15 protein-coding genes are annotated in these 20,133 nt (G+C 43.0%); 12 read left to right on the top strand and 3 right to left on the bottom strand.

Translation table 11 applies throughout. The annotated features are described in order from the left end of the window. Positions 1-22 precede the first annotated feature (22 nt). Positions 23-1,216, bottom strand: a complete 1,194-nt coding sequence (gene xseA / locus ACQ76V_RS05885) for an exodeoxyribonuclease VII large subunit (RefSeq protein WP_440999557.1) — start codon at positions 1,214-1,216, stop codon at positions 23-25. A 124-nt stretch (positions 1,217-1,340) separates the two neighbouring features. Between xseA and ACQ76V_RS05880 the strand changes: the two genes are divergently transcribed. The 10 genes from ACQ76V_RS05880 (at position 1,341) to rpoN (ending at position 15,838) form a co-directional block, all read left to right on the top strand. Further along, positions 1,341-2,639 (top strand): dihydroorotase, encoded by a 1,299-nt coding sequence (locus tag ACQ76V_RS05880; protein ID WP_440999556.1) that lies wholly within the window; start codon positions 1,341-1,343, stop codon positions 2,637-2,639. 65 nt (positions 2,640-2,704) lie between these two features. Next, positions 2,705-4,669, top strand: a complete 1,965-nt coding sequence (locus ACQ76V_RS05875) for a DUF3857 domain-containing protein (RefSeq protein ID WP_440999555.1) — start codon at positions 2,705-2,707, stop codon at positions 4,667-4,669. A gap of 34 nt (positions 4,670-4,703) precedes the next feature. After that, positions 4,704-5,363, top strand: a complete 660-nt coding sequence (gene tsaB, locus ACQ76V_RS05870; RefSeq protein ID WP_440999554.1) for a tRNA (adenosine(37)-N6)-threonylcarbamoyltransferase complex dimerization subunit type 1 TsaB — start codon at positions 4,704-4,706, stop codon at positions 5,361-5,363. Positions 5,364-5,599: 236 nt separating this feature from the next. Beyond that, a complete protein-coding gene (locus ACQ76V_RS05865) occupies positions 5,600-8,191 on the top strand; it encodes a M14 family metallopeptidase (RefSeq protein WP_440999553.1) in 2,592 nt (863 codons plus the stop codon). A 201-nt stretch (positions 8,192-8,392) separates the two neighbouring features. Then, positions 8,393-9,244: an acetyl-CoA carboxylase, carboxyltransferase subunit beta gene (gene accD, locus ACQ76V_RS05860; RefSeq protein WP_440999552.1), complete on the top strand. Its 852-nt coding sequence runs from the start codon at positions 8,393-8,395 to the stop codon at positions 9,242-9,244. A 102-nt stretch (positions 9,245-9,346) separates the two neighbouring features. Next, entirely contained in the window at positions 9,347-11,536 is a 2,190-nt protein-coding gene (locus tag ACQ76V_RS05855) for a S9 family peptidase (RefSeq protein ID WP_440999551.1), read from the top strand. Positions 11,537-11,538: 2 nt separating this feature from the next. Continuing rightward, positions 11,539-12,549 (top strand): GTPase ObgE, encoded by a 1,011-nt coding sequence (gene obgE, locus ACQ76V_RS05850; protein WP_440999550.1) that lies wholly within the window; start codon positions 11,539-11,541, stop codon positions 12,547-12,549. Further along, the gene (gene dprA / locus ACQ76V_RS05845) at positions 12,524-13,672 is read left to right on the top strand and encodes a DNA-processing protein DprA (protein WP_440999549.1); all 1,149 of its coding nucleotides are present in this window, start codon (positions 12,524-12,526) and stop codon (positions 13,670-13,672) included. The genes obgE and dprA overlap by 26 nt, the downstream gene beginning before the upstream one ends. A gap of 61 nt (positions 13,673-13,733) precedes the next feature. Continuing rightward, on the top strand, positions 13,734-14,324 hold the full coding sequence (locus tag ACQ76V_RS05840) for a DUF3109 family protein (protein WP_440999548.1): 591 nt from the start codon (positions 13,734-13,736) through the stop codon (positions 14,322-14,324). A 17-nt stretch (positions 14,325-14,341) separates the two neighbouring features. After that, positions 14,342-15,838: an RNA polymerase factor sigma-54 gene (gene rpoN / locus ACQ76V_RS05835; RefSeq protein WP_440999547.1), complete on the top strand. Its 1,497-nt coding sequence runs from the start codon at positions 14,342-14,344 to the stop codon at positions 15,836-15,838. Here rpoN and ACQ76V_RS05830 read toward each other — a convergent pair. Beyond that, a complete protein-coding gene (locus ACQ76V_RS05830; protein WP_440999546.1) occupies positions 15,831-17,327 on the bottom strand; it encodes a hypothetical protein in 1,497 nt (498 codons plus the stop codon). The genes rpoN and ACQ76V_RS05830 overlap by 8 nt on opposite strands. Before the next feature lie 14 nt (positions 17,328-17,341). Next, the gene (locus tag ACQ76V_RS05825; protein ID WP_440999545.1) at positions 17,342-17,818 is read right to left on the bottom strand and encodes an Lrp/AsnC family transcriptional regulator; all 477 of its coding nucleotides are present in this window, start codon (positions 17,816-17,818) and stop codon (positions 17,342-17,344) included. A gap of 222 nt (positions 17,819-18,040) precedes the next feature. On the opposite strand from ACQ76V_RS05825, the gene serS reads away from it, so the two are divergent. Continuing rightward, complete coding sequence (serS, locus tag ACQ76V_RS05820; protein ID WP_440999544.1) at positions 18,041-19,321, top strand: serine--tRNA ligase; 1,281 nt, start codon at positions 18,041-18,043, stop codon at positions 19,319-19,321. Positions 19,322-19,341: 20 nt separating this feature from the next. After that, the gene (locus ACQ76V_RS05815) at positions 19,342-20,112 is read left to right on the top strand and encodes a DUF432 domain-containing protein (RefSeq protein WP_440999543.1); all 771 of its coding nucleotides are present in this window, start codon (positions 19,342-19,344) and stop codon (positions 20,110-20,112) included. The last annotated feature ends 21 nt before the right edge of the window (positions 20,113-20,133 follow it).

Below are 20,133 nucleotides of genomic sequence, written 5' to 3'. Positions count from 1 at the left end.
GCGTTTTTTAAATGAAATTTCCTTAATTAACGATGGATTGGCCATCTCTCCACTCAATGGTTGCTTCTTTTTCAGCATCAAAATCATCAACCGACCGAATCCATTCATCATCCTGCCAGATACGTGAATACCCCTGATTAAGGGCGGTATTGGGATTTTTTAGTTCTAACCGGTGACGTAACTCTTTTAGCTTATCATGCTTTTTTATGAAATGAACTTCCCGCCGATGTTGTAGGCGTTCAACCAGATTGTTTACCCGTTCATGGTTATTGTTCACCTTCTGTTGCACCGCTTGCAGGGCGTGTGATTGCACCAGCTGCTGAATACGCTCTTTTTGATCGGTGGTTCGCTGCTTGACGATATCGTGGAGTCGCGTGGTTAAATCATCAGCAAACATGCGTACTTCATTGATATCCGGTGTGGCAATGATTGGAGCCTGGGTAGGCGTGGCCGCACGGGTATCAGCTACAAAATCCGAGATGCTGAAATCCACCTCATGGCCCACGGCACTGATGGTCGGAACCTTACAGTTGAACAACGCTCGGGCGACTGCCTCCTCGTTAAAGGGCCAAAGGTCTTCGAGCGATCCCCCGCCGCGTCCGATAATGAGCACATCCACATTTTGTCGATCCGAAAACCAGTTAATGGCTTTAACGAGCTCCGGTGCAGCATTGACGCCCTGTACACTTGCGTGATGGAGTAGTACTTCTGCCACCGGCCAGCGTCGTTCAAGTGTATCACGGATATCATGAAAAGCGGCACCCGTTGCCGAAGTAACAACGCCAATTTTAAATGGGAATTTCGGCAAGGCCTTTTTATGCTCATCATCAAAAAGTCCTTCTTCCTTGAGTTCTGTTTTGAGCTTTTCAAAAGCTTCCTGCAGAGCCCCTTTGCCTGCTTGCTCCAGAGACCGCACGATAAGCTGATATTTACCATGTGGCGGATAGACTTGGATATCACCTCCGGCTATGATTTGCTGGCCGTCTTCAAGTTCAATGCCCAATCGCTGATTTACGCCCCGCCAGATTACAGCTGACAGCTGGGCATCTTCGTCTTTGATGGTAAAGTAGGTATGTCCGGCTCTGCTGGTAGAGGCATTACTGACTTCGCCCTCGACTTTGATATCGAGGAAGTTCCCCTCCAGCATTGCCTTAATTTCACCGGTTAATTCAGAAACCGAGAGGACTTTTGGCGTAAAAAGATCTGATTGAGCCATAACAAATTTAGGTCACAGATGTACACGGATGAAAACAGATTGCGTTATCGGTGTAGATCTATAGCTATTATTGAATTCTGTAGAAAACATGTATATTTGCTCACAAAAATAACGGAAATTTTTTATGAGTTACACGCCTAATTTACTGCTTCAGAACGTAAATCCCGTCGGCGGTGATTTCGACGGTTCGGATACGGTCGATATCCGTATTGCCGATGGAACCATTATTGAAATTGGTACCGATCTGGATTCCAAAGATAGAGATGAGCAAATCCATGATGCGGAGGGTGCCTATATTTCAGGTGGGTGGATGGATATGCACGTCCACCTGCGTGAGCCGGGCTACGAGCACAAAGAGACCATCGAAACAGGTTGTTCCGCCGCGGCTTTTGGCGGGTTTACGGAGGTGGCTTGCATGCCCAATACGAATCCGCCCATCCATACGCGTGATGTGGTAGAGTTTATCAAGAAAAAAGCAGAAGATCTGGCTGTAGAAGTTCATCCTATCGGTTGCGTTTCAAAAGAGCGCGAAGGTGAATCGATTGCGGAGATGGGGGACATGAAAGAGGGCGGTGCCGTTGCGTTCAGTGATGATGGTGATCCGGTATATAATTCGCAGCTGATGCGTGTGGCCCTGGAGTATTCCTCGATGTTGGATATGCCAATTATCAATCATGAGGAGGATCTTAAACTTTCACGTCCGGGACATATGCATGAGGGAAAAGTGTCGGCGCGACTTGGTATTGATGGGACGCCCGCCATTGCTGAGGAGACGATGATTGCCCGTGATATTTTGCTCGCTGAATTTACCGGCGGACATATTCACGTGGCTCATATCAGTACGGCTAAAGCGGTAGAGCTGGTTCGGCGTGCAAAAGCCAATGGTATCAACGTAACGACCGAAGTTTGTCCCCATCACTTTGATTTGACAGATGAGGAAATTGAGCGCCGAGATTTTGATACAAATGTAAAAATGCATCCCCCGCTGCGAACTCAGGAAGATGTAGATGCCATGATTGAGGGATTGGCGGACGGAACGATTGATGCTATTTGCACGGATCATGCCCCGCATGCCATCGAAGAAAAAGAAGTGGAATTTATTTATGCGCCGAACGGAATTATTGGTTTGGAAACCGCTTGGAGCATTAGCGTAAAACGGTTACTTGATTCTGATGTACTTGATCTGCAAACATTAGTGACAAAATTTGTGGATAAACCGCGGGAGATTTTAAATCTGGATATCCCAAAAATAAAAGAAGGTGCAACGGCAAATCTTACGCTTTTTAATGTAGATGAGAAGTGGACCTTTGATAAAGACAGGGTTCATTCCAAATCAAAGAACTCCCCATACTTGGGAGAAACGCTAAAAGGGCGGGCCGAGGCTATTTATAACAAAGGGCAGTTCGAGATCAATGAAATTTAATCTCGGAGAATGATCTGTCCAATTATGCGTTACTCTGTTCTAACTATAAACTAAGACTATTTTATTTGATTCGACTCGCTGCTATTATTGGTTTTTTGTTTTGGATTAGTATCGGCAACGGTTTTGCCCAAGAAATATCCGATGCGGAATTCGGCGTTATTCCCGATTCGCTATTTCAAATGCAGGTTTCGGAGTCTGACAGCGTGCCTTATAAAATTACCAATAAGGAATTGGATGTATCGTTCCGGGAAGCGGAAGAATCTATCGTTGCTGTGCTGGAGCATCATATTCGTATCAAAATATTTGATGCTTCGGTCCGGGAGGCTTCAATCATAGCAATTCCCTATTACTTTAAAAATGATATGGAACGCATCACCTCGCTGCAGGCGTATACCTATTTGCCATCCGGTCAGCGAATGGGAGTAACGGAACAGGACATTCGTACGATCAACGTTAATTCGCGTTATAATGTCAAAGAATTTGCTATGCCGGCGGTTGAAGATGGGGCTGTTATCGAATATCAGTACACCATCGAGCGCCGATACATCGAGGAGCTTCCCGATTTTTATTTGTCCCACAAGGTGCCAACTGAAAATGCCCGCCTTACGATTACCTATCCCAAATATCTGCGTTACGAGTCATATACCGAAAATTTTGAGGGGGAGCTGAAGAACGATATTGTGTATACTGATACCAGTTCGGTTCCAAAGGTGTTTACGATTCCACAGCCTGCTCCTATTGTTAAGGAGCGATGGATGGCACGTGATATCCCTGCTGTGGAGGAAGAGGCCTATATATCTTCGCTGGATGATTACCGTGGAAAAATAAAGTTTTTGCTGAGTGAATTTGGTATCCCAAGACAACAGCTGGAAAATAATTGGGAGGTTGTCGTAGCTCGTATTCGTGACAAAACGAATCCATGGGAACGTATAGCGTTAAACAGTCGAGCAAGGGCGGTGGGTGATTCAATCGCTCAAAGTATGCAGGGTTCTTCTCAAATTGAAATACAGCGTTCAATTTATCGGTACGTTAATGATCGTGTTAACTTTTCCGGTGCCAATACACCGCTTAGTGATATGGCGGACCGGGAGGTTTTGGCTGGAAAATCAGCTGATCAGGCGGCCATAAACCAGGTTTTGGTAGCGATGCTGCATGGGGCTGGGATTGAGGCCAACCCGGTACTTATTTCGACGCGACGGGCAGGTAAAATTAATATGGATTTTCCCTCTTTTTATCAATTCAACGGATTGATGGTGCAGTCGCGAATTGGGGATGAAGTATTTATAATGGATGCCGGTTTTCCCTATAGTCAACCGGGGCTTATTCCAATGGATAGTTATGGTAACCGCGGGCTGGTGTTAAGGCGTCAATCATATGAGTGGATCGATATTAATCCTGATAAAAGTTTGTTTGATATTCAGGTGAATATTGATGCTGAGCTGCAAAGAGATGGTTCGTTGATCGGTACTGTTGAGGCCGAACAGGGCGGTTATCCTGCACAGATAGCCCGTCAAAAAAAAGCGGATGGAGTATCGGATGCCGGCTTGCTTCGCCAAACATTATTTGATGGTTATCCGCAGATGGAAATCAGCGAGGTAACTGTATCTAATATCGAGAATTTCGGACCCCCGGTAGAACTTTCAGCTCAATTTAGAATTGATGATTACGCAGTAAGTTTTACGGATGGGTTGCGATATCAGCCATTGGTGGTGGGATACCGGTCAGAGAATCCATTTTCAGGCCCTGATCGCAATCTTCCCATTACGCTCGATGCTCCCGAACAACTTGACCTTTCATTTTCGATACGTTTGCCATCCGGTTTTTCGGTTGATGTGGGTCAGGATAGGACGATCAAATTTTCGGGTGCGGAATTTGTCGAGCGTTACGATACGGAGAACGGCCGGCTTAACTATCGGTATCAGATAAATATTGATCAGCGTAACTTCTCTGCGGATTATTTTCCATCACTTTACAAGCTATATAAACGGTGGGTGGATCTCAGCAACACGGCATGGCTTATTGAAGATTAACGTATTTCTTTGCATCTAATTTTAAAATAGCACTATGATTCTTGCCTTAGAAACTGCGACGGATGTTTGTTCGGTGGCGTTTTGCGATGAGCATGGAAATATTCATGAACGTCGCACCGAGCAGCGTGGTTCACATTCGGAACAGCTTTTCTTGTTCATTGAAGCACTGAAGGATGACCATAATTTTTCTGTTCGGGATTTGGATGCCGTACTTGTCAGCGAAGGGCCGGGATCGTACACCGGGTTACGCATTAGCGCCAGCGCGGTAAAAGGATTGCTTTTTCAGACTGAGGTACCGCTGTACGGAATAAATACACTGGCGTCATTTGCGATGCAGGCGCATCAAAAATATCCCAACGCTCAAACCATTCATAGCATCATTGATGCCCGACGCGTGCACGTATATCATCAGCAGTTTCTTTTTCAAGAGGGTGCTTTGAAGACGGACGACGAGGTAGAAGTATTGCCGATTGAGGCTTTCGAAAAGATGCTTCAGTCGGGAAATGTGGTCATTGGAACGGGACTGGATCGCATATCTGAGGATGCGCTTCATAAAACTCAAACGCTTGACCAGTCAGTTATTACAGCAAAGTCGCTTATTGCGTTATACCAATCCGGCGTTGATGATTTTTATCAGAAAGAAGATCCGGAAGCCTTTGAACCCAAGTACTACACTTCAAATCAGGTAAATTAGTCGTTTCATATTTGTCACTCTACAACATTGATAACCCTGCCAGGGTTGGATGGGTCTCCGGGGTTGCAACCTCATAAAGCCTTCAAAAAATGTAAATTAACTTGATATAGGTTCGTGCATCGGTGACATTGGATGGGAACTCGACTAACGATTCTATAGATTATCTTGTAGGCTCAACAGGAAATAGGAGTAAAACGGATCAAAAAAAATAAAAGGATACCATAATGAATGTACGGATGACAAACTTACGAAAGGTTAGTGCAATTTTGATCATAGTGCTGGGAATTGGTCTGCCTGCTGGGGTATTGGCACAGAATGATTATTATTTTCCGGATATGGATGAGGCGAAGCTGGATAAGAACATTCCGTCGCCAAAGCAGTTCTTAGGATATGATATTGGCACGCATTATACCCGGCACGATCGGATTGTAGCGTATTTGAAGGAGCTGGCTGAACAATCAAATAAAGCAACGTTTCAGGTAATCGGTGAAACTTATGAAAAGCGTCCTCAGGTAGTGTTGACAGTCACTTCACCGAACAATCATGAAAATATTGAGAAGATACGTCAGCAGCATTTGACGTTGCTCGATCCCGATGAGCCGGTATTGGATCTCGCTGAGGGAAAATCCATTGTAGCATTGAATTATAGTGTTCATGGGGATGAAACCTCCAGCGGTGAAGCGGCGATGCTTACCGCTTATTACCTTATTGCCAATGAAAACGAAGAGACACAAGAGTTTTTGGATGAGTCGGTCATCCATATCGATCCTGCTCAGAATCCTGATGGACGAGATCGCGCGGCCCATTGGCATAACAGTTATAAATCATTCCCTGCGGTTGCAGATCCCGCTGATGCTGAGCATAACCAAGCTTGGCCACGTGGACGAACGAATCACTTTCTTCATGATTTAAATCGAGATTGGTTTGCTGTAACGCAGCAAGAGAGTGAGAATCGGGTCGATTTTTATCACCGATGGTACCCCAACGTGCAAATTGATTTCCATGAGATGGGAACGAATAGCACTTATTATTTAGAGCCGACGCAACCGGTTCGAACGTGGAATCCGATTATCCCCGAATACCATTATGAAGTAATGAATCCATTGCTTGCTGAATATCAGACTGAAGCGCTTGATAAGCTTGGATCACTGTACTGGACAAAAGAGATTTTTGATAATATTTCTCCAATCTATGGATCAACCTATCCTGATATTCAAGGTGGCGTGGGGGTAACCTTTGAAGTGGGAAGTTCGCGCGGCTTGGTTCAGGAAAGTAATGCCGGGGAAGTTACATTTCGATCGACGATTCGCAAACACTTGCATACCGGTATTGCTACTGTTCGAGCAGCTGTGAATGAGAAACGAAAACTGTTTGAATATCAGAAAGATTTCTTTCAGTCAGCACTCGAAGAAGCCCGGTCACAACCCACAAAAGCTTATGTTTTTGGAGATGAAGATGATCCATCACTGACGCAGAAGTTTTTAGATTTATTGTTAAAACATCTCCTCGATGTATATGAGCTGGATTCAGATGTAGAACAAAATGGTAAGGAATTCGAAGCCGGAAGCAGTTATATGGTACCGACGGATCAAATTCAATACCGGGTAATTCATGATATTTTTGAAGCCAATACCTCCTTCCCAGACAGCGTGTTTTATGACATTACGGGATGGTCGCTGGTACATGGATATGGCATTCAATATGAAGAATTAAAATCATACGAAAATGCTACTCAAGGTCAAAAAGTTACCAAACTACCCGAACGAAGTGGAACCGTAAAAGGAGGCGCAACGGACTATGCTTACCTGTTAAAATGGTCGGATTATAACGCATCTCCGGCACTATATGATTTATTGGATTCAGATCTTACGGTGCGGGTAGCCCATAAACCGTTCACAGCTAATATTTCCCCAAGCAGTGAAGAGGAATTTGGTTATGGCACTATTGTGATATCGGTCCGTGAACAGGGCATGAAGCCTGCAGAACTTTACCGAAAGCTGCGATCTGCTGCCAAGAGTCATAATGTTACTTTTTATTCCGTAGATACTGGAATGACGCCCTCAGGTATCGACTTGGGGAGCAATAATATTCGTCCGATTGATAAACCTGAAGTTGCTATGGTCATAGGTGAAGGTACCAGCAGTTACGAGGTGGGAGAAGTCTGGTTTTTGCTCAACAAGCATGTAGGTATGGATGTTACTAAAATTCGCAGCCGTCAATTCCCAGGTACCGACCTGCAGCGTTATAATACCATTGTACTGGTTGATGGTAACTACGGCAACTGGAGAAAAGAGACGGTGAAGAAGCTAAAGCGATGGGTTCGCTCTGGCGGAGTACTTATCACCAACGAAGATGCCTCCAAGTGGGCAATCAAGAAAGAGTTGGTTAGCGAGGATTTAATTAAAACCTTTCCCGAAGATACCATCGCATCCAAGAAACGTTATGACTATGAAGAACAGGCTGATCGCTGGAGAGCAAGTACTATCCCGGGTACAATTTTAGAAGCGGATATTGATCCATCTAATCCCATTGCTTTCGGCACATCAGGCCGACGTCAGTTATTTATTAAAAACAGCAGTTTGTTTTTGGATCAAAGTAAAAACCCATATGGAACCGTTGCCCAATATATAGATAAACCATTTGTAGGCGGACATATTAATGATGAGAATTTGGATAAGGTGCGAGGTACCTCGGCTATAGTAGCTAAAAGTGAGGGCAGTGGTAATGTCATTTTATTTGCGGATGATCCTAACTTCCGCAGTTACTGGTATACGACCAGTCGCCTGTTTCTGAATGCTATTTTCTTTGGTCAGAATCTGAGTTTGTAAGGATAAGAAGTATTTTACCGGGAGTAGAGGGATGAATAAAAATGTAATAATCAATAAGATATGCACCTTTTTAAATCTCGTTCCATAGCTCTGCTGCGGAACATACAGCATGCAGACGAAAGAACTACACAAATAAAAGATTTTAGCTTCTACCCAGAATCGTTATTTTTGTGAATCATTTAAAAAGAAATTAGGAAACACATGGCTTGGTTTAAACGTAAGGACAAGAACATACAAACCGATCAGCGTAAAGAGATGCCGGAAGGGGTTTGGATAAAAGTGCCTAAAACCGGTGAGACGGTTCACCGCCGTGAGCTTGAAGACAATTACTGGGTGGATCCGTTGAGTGGATACCACTTTCGCATAGGCAGTGACGAATATTTCTCATTTCTGTTTGATAACGGGGAGTTTGAGGAAATCGGCCAAGATATCCAGCCTACTGATCCGCTGGATTTTGAGGATCGCAAGAAGTACAGTGATCGCCTGGATGAATACCAGGAGAAAACGGGTAAAACGGATGCTGTACGAGTAGGTATTGGAAAGATGAACGAGCTCGATGTCGTTATAACTTGTATGGACTTCAGTTTTATTGGTGGAAGTATGGGATCGGTCGTAGGTGAACGCATTGGTATGGCGATCGATCATGCTCGAAAAAATGAAAAGCCGCTGATTATTATTTCACAGTCGGGCGGCGCGCGTATGATGGAGAGTGTATTGAGCCTGATGCAGATGGCAAAAACATCAGCCAAACTGGCGCAGTTGGAAGAGTCCGGCGTGCCTTACATTTCGCTGATGACCAATCCGACCACAGGTGGGGTAACGGCAAGTTTTGCGATGCTTGGTGATTTCAATATTGCCGAGCCCGAAGCACTTATTGGTTTTGCCGGCCCGCGTGTAATACGTCAGACGATTGGTCGTGATCTGCCTGAAGGATTTCAGCGATCAGAATACCTGCTTGATCACGGATTTCTGGATTTTATAACACCTCGTCCCCAAATAAAAAATAAGCTTACCAACCTGATAAAAATTCTTCTTCATAAATACGAGGAGTAATTAATCAGCTTTTAATAGTAAGGATATATCAGCTAAAGAATAATTGTTAGAATGGCACTCCTAAAATTTGGAGCGCCATTCATTTTATTAAAGACCTTTGACATGAAAAAACTATTGATTTTTGTTTTTGTTTTTGGATGGATACTCCAACCTGCTGTTGCTCAAGAGAAAGACTCGTTGAGGTTCAATCATGTGGTTGACGGTACTTTTTCTCCCGAGGGTATCCGTGATATCAACTGGATGCAGGACGGGCAATTTTATACGGCCCTGCAACAAACCCAAAATGATATTGAACTTCGAAAGTACAACATATTATCCGGAGATTATGAAGTGTTGATCGCCAGCTCTGATATGAAGGTTGAGGGTCGAACCAAGCCTATTGCTATTCAGGGGTATCAGTTTTCGGCGGATGAGAAAAAAGTGCTTATAAAGACGGATGTCGAACAGATTTGGCGTCGCAGTACCAGGGAAAACTACTTTGTATATGATTTGGAAACGGGAGAAACTCAGAAGCTGACCCAATCGGATCAAAAACAGCAATATGCTCAACTTTCTCCATCAGGAAATAAAGCAGCTTTTGTACAAGATAATAATCTCTATTTAGTGAATTTATCGACCGGTGAAGAGAAGGCAATCACTGATGATGGAAAGTTCAACCATATTATTAACGGTGCAACCGACTGGGTGTACGAAGAAGAATTTGGTTTTGCTAAGGCTTGGTATTGGTCGCCCGATGGACAAAAGATTGCCTTTTACCGTTTTGATGAATCTGATGTGAAAGAATTTTTTATGACGGATTGGGGAAGCCTCTATCCTGGTTTAACGCGCTTTAAATATCCTAAGGCGGGCGAAGAAAATTCGGAAGTGAAAATTGGGGTGTATGATTTGCAGTCCCAAGAAACCAAGTGGATGGATATAGGATCTGAGAATGACCAGTATATCCCGCGTATCAACTGGACCAAAGATTCCAATTTATTGGCTGTTCGGCGGATGAATCGCCTGCAGAATAAACAGGATTTAATGTTGGCTGATGTAAATACCGGCAAAACAGAAATCATCAAAACAGAAACGGCCGATACCTGGGTGGATGTGAATGATGATTTGAAATTTTTAGAAAATGGCGAACAGTTTTTCTATGCCAGTGAAGAGTCGGGCTATAATCACATCTATCTGTATGATATGTCGGGTGATATGGTACATCAAATTACGCAGGGCAACTGGGAAGTAACGAACTTTTTAGGATATGATGAGCAGTCCCAAACCCTGTACTACGTGAGTACCGAAGAGTCGCCACTGGAGCGTCAACTGTATTCGATCAATATTGATGGATCAGGTAAGAAAAAGCTTACTGAGGGAGAGGGCTGGAATGAGATCAACATGAGTCGTGATCACAAGTATTATATACAGACCTCTTCTTCACCGACTATTCCGCCCAAATACACGCTTCATAAGTCGGATGGTGAGCAAGTTCGTCTCCTTGAAGAAAATGAAGTATTAGCAAATAGACTCTCACAATATGCGATGCCGTCAAAAGAATATATTGAGATTCCGTTAACGCAAGCTACACTTAACGGATACATCATGAAACCGCACGATTTTGACCCTGAAAAAGAATATCCAACGTTGTTTTATGTTTATGGCGGACCTGGCAGCCAAACGGTTACAAAAGAATTTAGTGCAGGGCAGCGGGCAATGTGGCATCAATATATTGCCGAACAGGGGTATGTTGTGGTAAGTATTGATAACCGTGGTACGGGGGCTCGCGGCCGTGATTTTGAGAAACAGACCTACAAAAAACTGGGCCAGTACGAAACGAAAGACCAGATTGACGCGGCCAAATATCTGACGGAACAGTATGATTTTATTGATGAGGAACGTTTGGGTATTTGGGGATGGAGCTATGGCGGTTATATGTCGAGCTTGGTGTTGGCGCAAGGTGGTGATATCTTTAATACTGCCATTGCGGTTGCTCCGGTAACAAACTGGCGTTATTATGATACCATATACACCGAACGGTTTATGCAGACGCCGCAAATGAATCCAGAAGGATATCGCAAAGGATCACCAATAACATATGCCGCCCAGATTAATGGTGATTATTTATTGATTCATGGTACAGGGGACGATAATGTGCACTTTCAAAACTCTGTGGCGCTGGTCAATAAATTGGTGGAAGAAGATGTCCAATTTGAGTCGATGTATTATCCAAATAGAAGTCATGCAATTTATGGAGGCAATACGCGCAAGCACCTCTATAAAATGATGAGCAATTTTATTTTAGAAAATCTATAAGTATGGGACGAGTTCAATTCGCTGATTACGCAAAAATTTATGTCACCGGTGGCAATGGCGGAGCAGGTTCGGTACACTTTCGCCGGGAAAAATATGTTCCCCGGGGCGGTCCGGATGGCGGTGACGGCGGCGATGGTGGTGATGTCATCTTGAAAGGAAATGAACAGTTGAATACATTGCTTGATCTCCGGTACCGCAAGTACGTGAATGCGAAAGATGGAGAGCGTGGCGGATCAAGCAAAAAGAAGGGCAAGGACGGGAAAGACGAGATCCTGGAAACACCCCTGGGATGTGTTATTTATGATGCCGATACTAAAGAGCGTCTTGGAGAAATTACTGAGCATGAGCAAGAAATTGTGGTTGCGCAGGGCGGCAAAGGCGGCCTGGGAAACTGGCATTTTCGCAGTGCTACTAATCAGACACCACAGCACGCTCAGGATGGAGAAGAAGGCGAAGAACGAGCGATTGAGATTGAACTAAAGCTTATTGCCGATGTTGGACTTGTCGGATTTCCTAATGCCGGAAAAAGTACACTCTTGTCAGCAATATCGGGTGCCAAGCCAAAAATTGACTCCTATCCTTTTACAACATTGCAGCCCAATCTTGGGGTGGTTACCATGCCCGATTACCGTACGTTTGTAATGGCGGATATCCCAGGAATTATTGAGGAGGCGCACGGCGGACGAGGCCTTGGAATACAGTTTCTACGACATATTGAGCGCAATAATGTGCTTCTTTTTATGGTGAGTTCGCAGCAGGATATCGAGTACGAATACAATGCGCTGCTTGAAGAACTGAAACAATACCGGTCTGATTTGTTGGATAAACCACGCATTTTGGCGATCACAAAGATGGATCTTCAGGAGAATTATGAGCTTGAAGATGAAAAAAAAGTTGATTTAGATATTCCGGTAGTTGAAATTTCGTCTGCAACCAACTACCATATAGATGAACTAAAAGAAGTCATCTGGGAGAAATTACAAGAAGTTGAAACAACAAGAGAAGACGTATAATCCGCCGGTAAGAGAATTTGTAGCCTTACATTTATTGGATAATCTGGGTGCACAACGTATTCGGTTGCTTTTACAAGCCGTTGAACATCCACAGCTTATCTTTCGCCTTGAGCGCCATGAATTGGAATCCATTAGAGGTATTGGACCCAAAACAGCCGATGAAGTTCTTGCTTTTAACGAATGGGGCGAAGTTGACCGTATTCTTGATAAAACCGAGCGTACCGGTGCTCAAATAATGACTTATTGGGATGAAGATTATCCCCGTTTACTGCGCGAAATTTATGATCCGCCCCTTATCTTATGGATTAAAGGGGATCGCTCGGTACTTGATACCGATGCTATTTCTATTGTTGGCACACGTCGTGTTGGTAAATATGGCCGACAGATGGCTCAAAAGTTTGCCCGGGAGTTGGTTGATCATGATTTAACTATTGTGAGCGGGCTGGCATTTGGCACTGATGGAGCTGCACATCAAGCAACAGTAGATGCTGGTGGCAAAACAGTTGCTGTACTTGGATCCGGTATAGATTGGATTTATCCGAGCGATCATAAAGGGTTAGCCAAGGCCATTGTAGAAACCGGCGGGGCTGTCATTTCTGAATTCCCATTGGGAACAGCCCCTGAAATGGGTAATTTTCCTGTTCGAAATCGCATTGTGAGTGGGATGAGCCTTGGTACATTGGTAGTGGCATCGGGCTTGGAAGGGGGCAGTATGATTACAGCAAAGTCGGCCTTGGATCAAAATCGAGAGGTATTTGTTATTCCACATCCCATAGGTCATGTAAACGCCCCCGGTTGTAATAGTTTGATCAAGAGGGGAATGGGTAAGCTGGTACAAAATGTTGATGATATTCTTGCCGAAATTGAAGTACATATCGCTCATAAAAATGATAAAGGAGAAGTTGAAAAGTCTCCTGTAGCCTCTCAGAAAGCATGGGAATCGATGGAGATGGATGAAATGTCGACAATTATTTGCGAAGCACTTGATGAACAATCGTTACACATCGATCAACTGGCTGAACGGTTAGAAAAAAATACGCACGAGTTGATGCCAAAACTCTTGGAGTTGGAAATGCAGGGAGCTATCCGTCAGACAGCCGGTAAAAATTTTGAATTATTATAAATCTCATATTGTTTCTATTCTGTTTTTAAATTAGTCGTCAGATAAGCTATTTTAATTTCAAATGTTTAGAGTTCAAGACACCATATTATCTGACGATATAGCCACGACGCGCTTTGCTTGTGATCTGTCAAAGTGCAAAGGTGCATGTTGTGTAGTTGGAGATGCGGGGGCTCCTGTTTCAAAAGATGAGGTTGCTCACTTAGAGCATGCCTTTGATCTTTTAAAGCGAGAATTGCATCCTGACGCTAAACGAACAGTTGAAAAAGAGGGTCTTGTACAGCAATCAAGACATGGATTAGAATTATCGTGTAGAGATAATGAAGAATGTATTTTCGTCACTTATAAGGACGATGTAGCCTATTGTGCAATTCAAAAAGCTTTTCTGGAAGATCGCATAGAATGGGAAAAACCGATAAGTTGTCATCTTTATCCCATCCGTTTGAAAAAAGTGGGGGAAACAGAATATGCTAATTTTGAATATGTTAATAAGTTGTGCTCTGCAGCTTGCATGAAGGGTGAAAAGGAGGATGTTTATTTGTCTGAATTTTTGAAGAAACCGCTTGTCCGTCGTTATGGGCAAGATTGGTACGATGATTTTGAAGAAAAATGCAAAGAAATGAGAATCAAAAATGATGAGGCCGCTGTATTATGATTAAAACCGGCCAACAAATGAATCAGAAGCAGTCGCAACAACAGCGGCTGTCACCTCAGCAGATACAGTATATTAAGCTTCTGCAGTTACCGACGGTGGCGTTGGAACAGCGTATCAAAGATGAGCTGGAAGAAAACCCGGTATTGGAAGAAGGAGAGCCGGAAGATTCTTTCGATGAGGTGGAGCAGTCGGAATGGGAAGAACAGAAAGAAGAGGAGTTGGATCCGGTCGATCAAAATGAAGAAATCGACTGGGATGAGTTTATGCAGAATACCGAGTACGACGGCGAAAATTATAGCGGGGGCTCTGGCTATTCCGGGGGCGGAGGCGACGAGAGCTGGCGCGATTTGCCGAATCCTTATCATGAATCGTTGTTAGAGGAGCTCGAGCACCAGGTTAGTTTGCTCGATTTTAATGAAGAGCAAAAGTTGATCGCAAATCAGATTTTGGGTTCGCTTGATCAGGATGGATATTTCCGACGTGAAATAGAGGCTGTGGTCGATAATATTGCCTTCAATCACGGTACATTGACCAACGAGGAGGAAGTTGAAAAGGTACGAAAACAGATTCAACAGTTGGATCCACCGGGTATTGCTTCACGTGATCTGCGCGACTGTCTGCTCGTGCAGCTTGAATTGATGGATGACGAAGCAGGACGGGATACTGCTATTAAAATGTTGCGCGATCATTGGGGTCTTTTTGAGAAAAAACATTTCAAGAAGCTTAAAAAGAAACTGGATATCGGTGATGAAGAACTCCAGACAGCCTTTGACTGTGTCACGGGATTAGATCCCAAACCGGGTGCGGTTGGTACGGCGGTTGATGATACTTCAAATTATATTGAGCCTGATTTTGAAGTGTATTATCAACCTGCAGAGAAAGGGGATGTTGAAGGAGAAGAAGAAGGTGATTTTGTGATCACGCTCAATAATGGAAATGTGCCCCCACTGCACATATCACCACGGTATAAAGAGATGTGGGATGATCTCAAAAAGAAGAAAAAGTCTAACAAGCAGACCAAAGAAACAAAGAACTTTATTAAGAACAAGATAGAATCGGCACAGTGGTTCATTGATTCCATTCGTCAGCGGCAAAATACGCTCATGAATACCATGAAAACTATTGTGGCTCTTCAGGAGGATTTCTTTAAACATGGCGAAGGCTTAAAGCCGATGATTCTTAAAGATATTGCGGAGCGTGTAAATCTTGATATTTCAACGATTTCAAGAGTGGTAAATGGGAAATATGTGCAGACTCATTTTGGTGTATTTGAGCTAAAATATTTTTTCAGTGAAGGCATTGAAACTGAAGACGGAGAAGAGGTTTCAAGCACGGAAGTGAAAAATGCTGTGCAAGAGATTGTTGATAATGAGAATAAACAGAAGCCGCTCAGCGACCAGGCCATCGTAAAAAAGCTTAAAGAAAGGGGATATAAAGTAGCCCGGCGCACGGTTAGTAAATACCGAAAGAAATTGAATATTCCTGTTGCTCGCCTTCGAAAGCAAATTATGTAAGGTTCAACGCTAAAGAAAGAACCTCTGTCCAATGATCATGTGTAAAAAACCATCCGAGAAGCCCAATAATTATTAGGCTGTATGGTATAATGGTTTTAAAAAGGTGTTTGATTTTAAATTTTGCAAATCGACTGACATCCATTGCCGCAAAGATGTAGCTTGACAAAAATAATAGCAGTGCAAAAGCTGTAAAGAAGGTAATATATTGAGATCCTACACTGTAGGAAAAGGTGATTACGGCAGTACAAAATAGAAAATTAAGCTGCAGGGGCCATGCGTAGACGGTGGCTATCTGAGTAAAGGATCTTATTTTTTTATGGCTAAAATAGAGCCAGGTAATACTTATTAGGCTGAGCAGTAATACGATTGCAAAAGTCCACACAAAAATTGATGATGGGTTATCTCCCGCTATTGCAACTCCTGCAAAATGATAGAAAAAAGCCTGTTGTCCCATTGGAGATAGTAACACTGAAAATAACACATAGCTGGATATTGACAGTAGTAATGCATTTTGCAAAATGATGATGGCAGCAGGCATCGGGGAGCGGATAAAACGCTGGAAAATATCATCAATAAAAAACTTGTGAGCAGTAAAATATCTAAATAAAGATTTGCGGTATAGTGGACTGGTATTGTAATGGATGGCTATAGTTCCCCAAATAAACAGAAGCAAAACGATAGGCAGAATTGTGTTGCTGGGGGAGGGTATTTTTTCATTGGGCAGAGGAAAAATCGGTTCTGAATCTGAAGAAAGGCTTAATAGGGTTTCTGAAAATTGAGGATGCTTTTCGATCATCATAAGAAGCCATCCAGATTTGACAAAAATAGTTTTTTTTCCTGATTGGCTGACCGCTTCCGTAAACTTTTTGAACGGCTTTAACATCGATCTTAACTCTGTTGACGGATCATAAAGATAGGGTCCCTTACCCAAAGGAGCTGCCATTGAATTATAGTTTGTGGCTGTAACAGGGACATTAATTATCGGAAAGGAAATATATAGTGGGTTGGTCTGAGAGGAAGTATTTGTTTTATGATATAACGCTATGTTTTGGGCTTGATTTATTTTGTTTGCATAAGGGGCTACTGCCTTCCAAAATGTGGGTTGCCAAATGTTACCGTAATTGAATAGGCCTATTGCTTTTACCGAAGGTTCTGAAAGATAAGTTGAGACACTATTTTCTATAAAAGTAAGGAGACTTGAGTCAGCTTGGGTAAAAGTATAGGTGACCGGGAAATTGATATCCAGATTGCCATATACGGTGAATCCCAAACTGTCAATTTGGTCCCATATCTCAGGTGCCGGAGGATGATCTATTTCCAGAATTGAGATACCGGTTTTGTGAAATTGTTGCAGCTGTGTATGTGCAGAGTCAGCATCACTTGGTATATCCCAAACAACGCCCAGCGTCGACTGAGCATATAAGGCCGTGTGTGTCCCCACAAGCAATAAAAGCGCAACGAACAAAAAGCGTAATTTAGAGATGATCAATATATGGGAGAAAATTATTTGGGATCGATCGTCTTTTCAATAGGTAGTTCAGTCGTTTCTTTAAAACTGCTGAGTACTACGTTTGATCGGCTTTTGCTAACCCCATCCCAGGATTGAATTTTTGAGAGTAATTTCTCGAAAGAAGCGGTGTTTTCAGTTCGTATTTTTAGAATGTGTGAACCATCTCCGGTAATGGAATGGCATTCCAGAATTTCAGGTTCTGCCACTGCATTTTCAATAAATATTGGGTAATTATCCGATCCGTCTACTTCAACAAATACAAATGCGGTAATATCAAAATTGAATTTTTTGGAGTCAAGGAGGGCGGTATAACCTTGTATTAACTCTTTTTCTTCGAGCTTGCGCATACGTTCTGATACGGAAGGAACCGAGAGGTGAACAATTTCAGCCAACTTATTGCGCTGTGAGCGGCCATCTTTTTGGAGATGTTTTAATATTTTGATATCAATTTCGTCTAATCCTTGAGCCATGATCTGTAATATGTCCTTAATTTTCTATTTTTTTTTGAAAATAGCCTAAATTAATTAGGAGGTCAAGCTCTAAAAGTATTTTTCTACAAAGATCTTTTGGGGTTAAGAGAATGAAGTATTCTTGGAATTTTTGGTTCAAACCTTTCGTCAAACTCTCTTATCTTTAGCCAAACTCTCTTATCTTTAGCCAAACTATCAATAGAATTTCAAATACATTATTCGATGTTAGACGTCACTTTTATCAGAAATAATGCCGATTTAGTTAAGCAAGCGATGAAAAATAAGGGGGAGGAGAATCCCCAAATTGTTGATGAAGTTATAAATGTTGATGAACAGTGGCGTTCGTTGGTTGAGGAGACAGATAATCTGCGGAATGAGAGTAATACAAAAGCCAAAAAGATTGGTGAGTTGATGGGCCAGGGTAAGAAAGAGAAAGCCCAAGAGATTATTTCTTATACCACAGAGTTGAAAGAACAAATACAACAAAAAGAAGAAAGGTTACGCTCTCTTAAAAAAGCACGCGAAGATTTGTTGCTCCAAATTCCCAATGTTCCACACGATTCGGTACCGGTTGGGCAATCAGAAGAGGACAATGAGGTGTTTAAAACATGGGGCGATCCTGATAAAGAAGACTGGCGCAAGCCACATTGGGAACTGGTTGAGGAACAGGGCTGGATTGATTTTGACCGGGGTGCCAAAGTAACGGGAGCGGGATTTCCATTTTATGTTGGCCCGATAGCCCGATTGCAGCGTGCATTAATCAATTACTTTCTGAATAGAGCTGCTGAGGCAGGTTATACTGAATTGCAGGTGCCGTATTTTGTGAATGAAGATTCGGCAAGGGGCACAGGACAGATACCCGACAAAGAAGACATGATGTATGAAATTCCACGTGATGAGTTTTTCACCATACCCACAGCCGAGGTGCCGGTTACGAATTTTCATCGTGATGAGATTTTAGAAGATGAGCAGCTCCCACTTTATTATACGGCTTATACGCCTTGTTGGCGACGTGAGGCAGGTTCTTACGGTAAAGATGTTCGGGGTCTTAACCGTTTGCATCAATTCGACAAAGTGGAATTGGTTAAGATCGTTCATCCCGAAACAGCTTATGATGAGCTTGAAAGTCTTTGTGAACATGCTGAATCTCTGCTCGAGGAGCTGAATATTCCATATCGTACGCTATTAATGTGTACCGGGGACATGGGATTTACACAATCCAAAAAGTACGATTTAGAGGTTTGGAGCCCCGGTCAGCAGCGTTGGTTAGAGGTAAGCTCCTGCTCGAACTTTGGCAGTTTCCAGGCGCGTAGGATGATGCTACGTCGTCGAAAAGAAAATGGGGATACCGAAATTGTGCATACGCTTAACGGTTCGGGTCTGGCCCTACCACGCGTAGTAGCAGCTATTTTGGAGATCTATCAGCAAGAAGATGGTAGTATTGAGATTCCACGAGTGTTGCAATCGTTTATGGGCACTGATGTCATAACACCTGAAAGTTAATCAAGCAATAAAAAGAATCTATGGAGCACGATATTTGGGGAAGCCGATCACTTGCAGAGGATCGGGTAGAGTATATGACCATTGGAGATCTGCATTTGTGGATAAAATACAGGAATGAGGAGGTGTGGATTGCCCATGCCTACAAAGATGAGATTAAACGTAAATCCGCTTCCGATCAACCTCCCAAACAGATAGAATGGACACGCTGGGCCCATAAAACTAGCTCTTCCAAAGTTTCAGTTTCGCCGGTTTATCCTGATAAACCATTGTTGGTGCATTCGGAGTATAACCTGAAAGTAAGTCCAGAAACCCGTATACAGATTTTTGCACGCATACCCATCTGGGTTCGGATTTCGCTGGCTCATAATGGTTATCAATTGATCGAATTACCTACAGTTAAGCTATCGCGAACTTGGTTTGGTACACCAATGGAGGGAGAACTTTGTTTTCATGCTACTACCAAGGCTCGCAGAGATTTATCCCAAGTTGATAAAAAACCTTTTTTGGTAAGTTGCCCGATAAAAATTGTTAATAAATCTGATGAAGAGCTTACCTTTTCTAATTTTTGTTTCCGGGTTGAACGGTTGAGCATGTATCTGCATGACAACGAGCTGTGGGCTGATGAAACGGAAATTATTTATCAGGGCGAAGATCTACACAGTGAAGTTGTGATGACAGGTAAACTCCCTGAGGGGATCGCCAGAAAACAGCTGCTTACCAAGCCAAGAAAAGAAGTGCACAAGAGTTTGGCTACTCGAACATTTAAACTTTTTTCAAAGATACAATTCTGACTGATTGATAAATTTTTTCGC

The sequence above is a fragment of the Fodinibius sp. SL11 genome (assembly GCF_052060035.1).
GTDB lineage: Bacteria > Bacteroidota > Rhodothermia > Balneolales > Balneolaceae > Fodinibius.
Note: the sequence above shows the minus strand (reverse complement) of the source record. Positions and strands in the feature narration are given on the sequence as shown.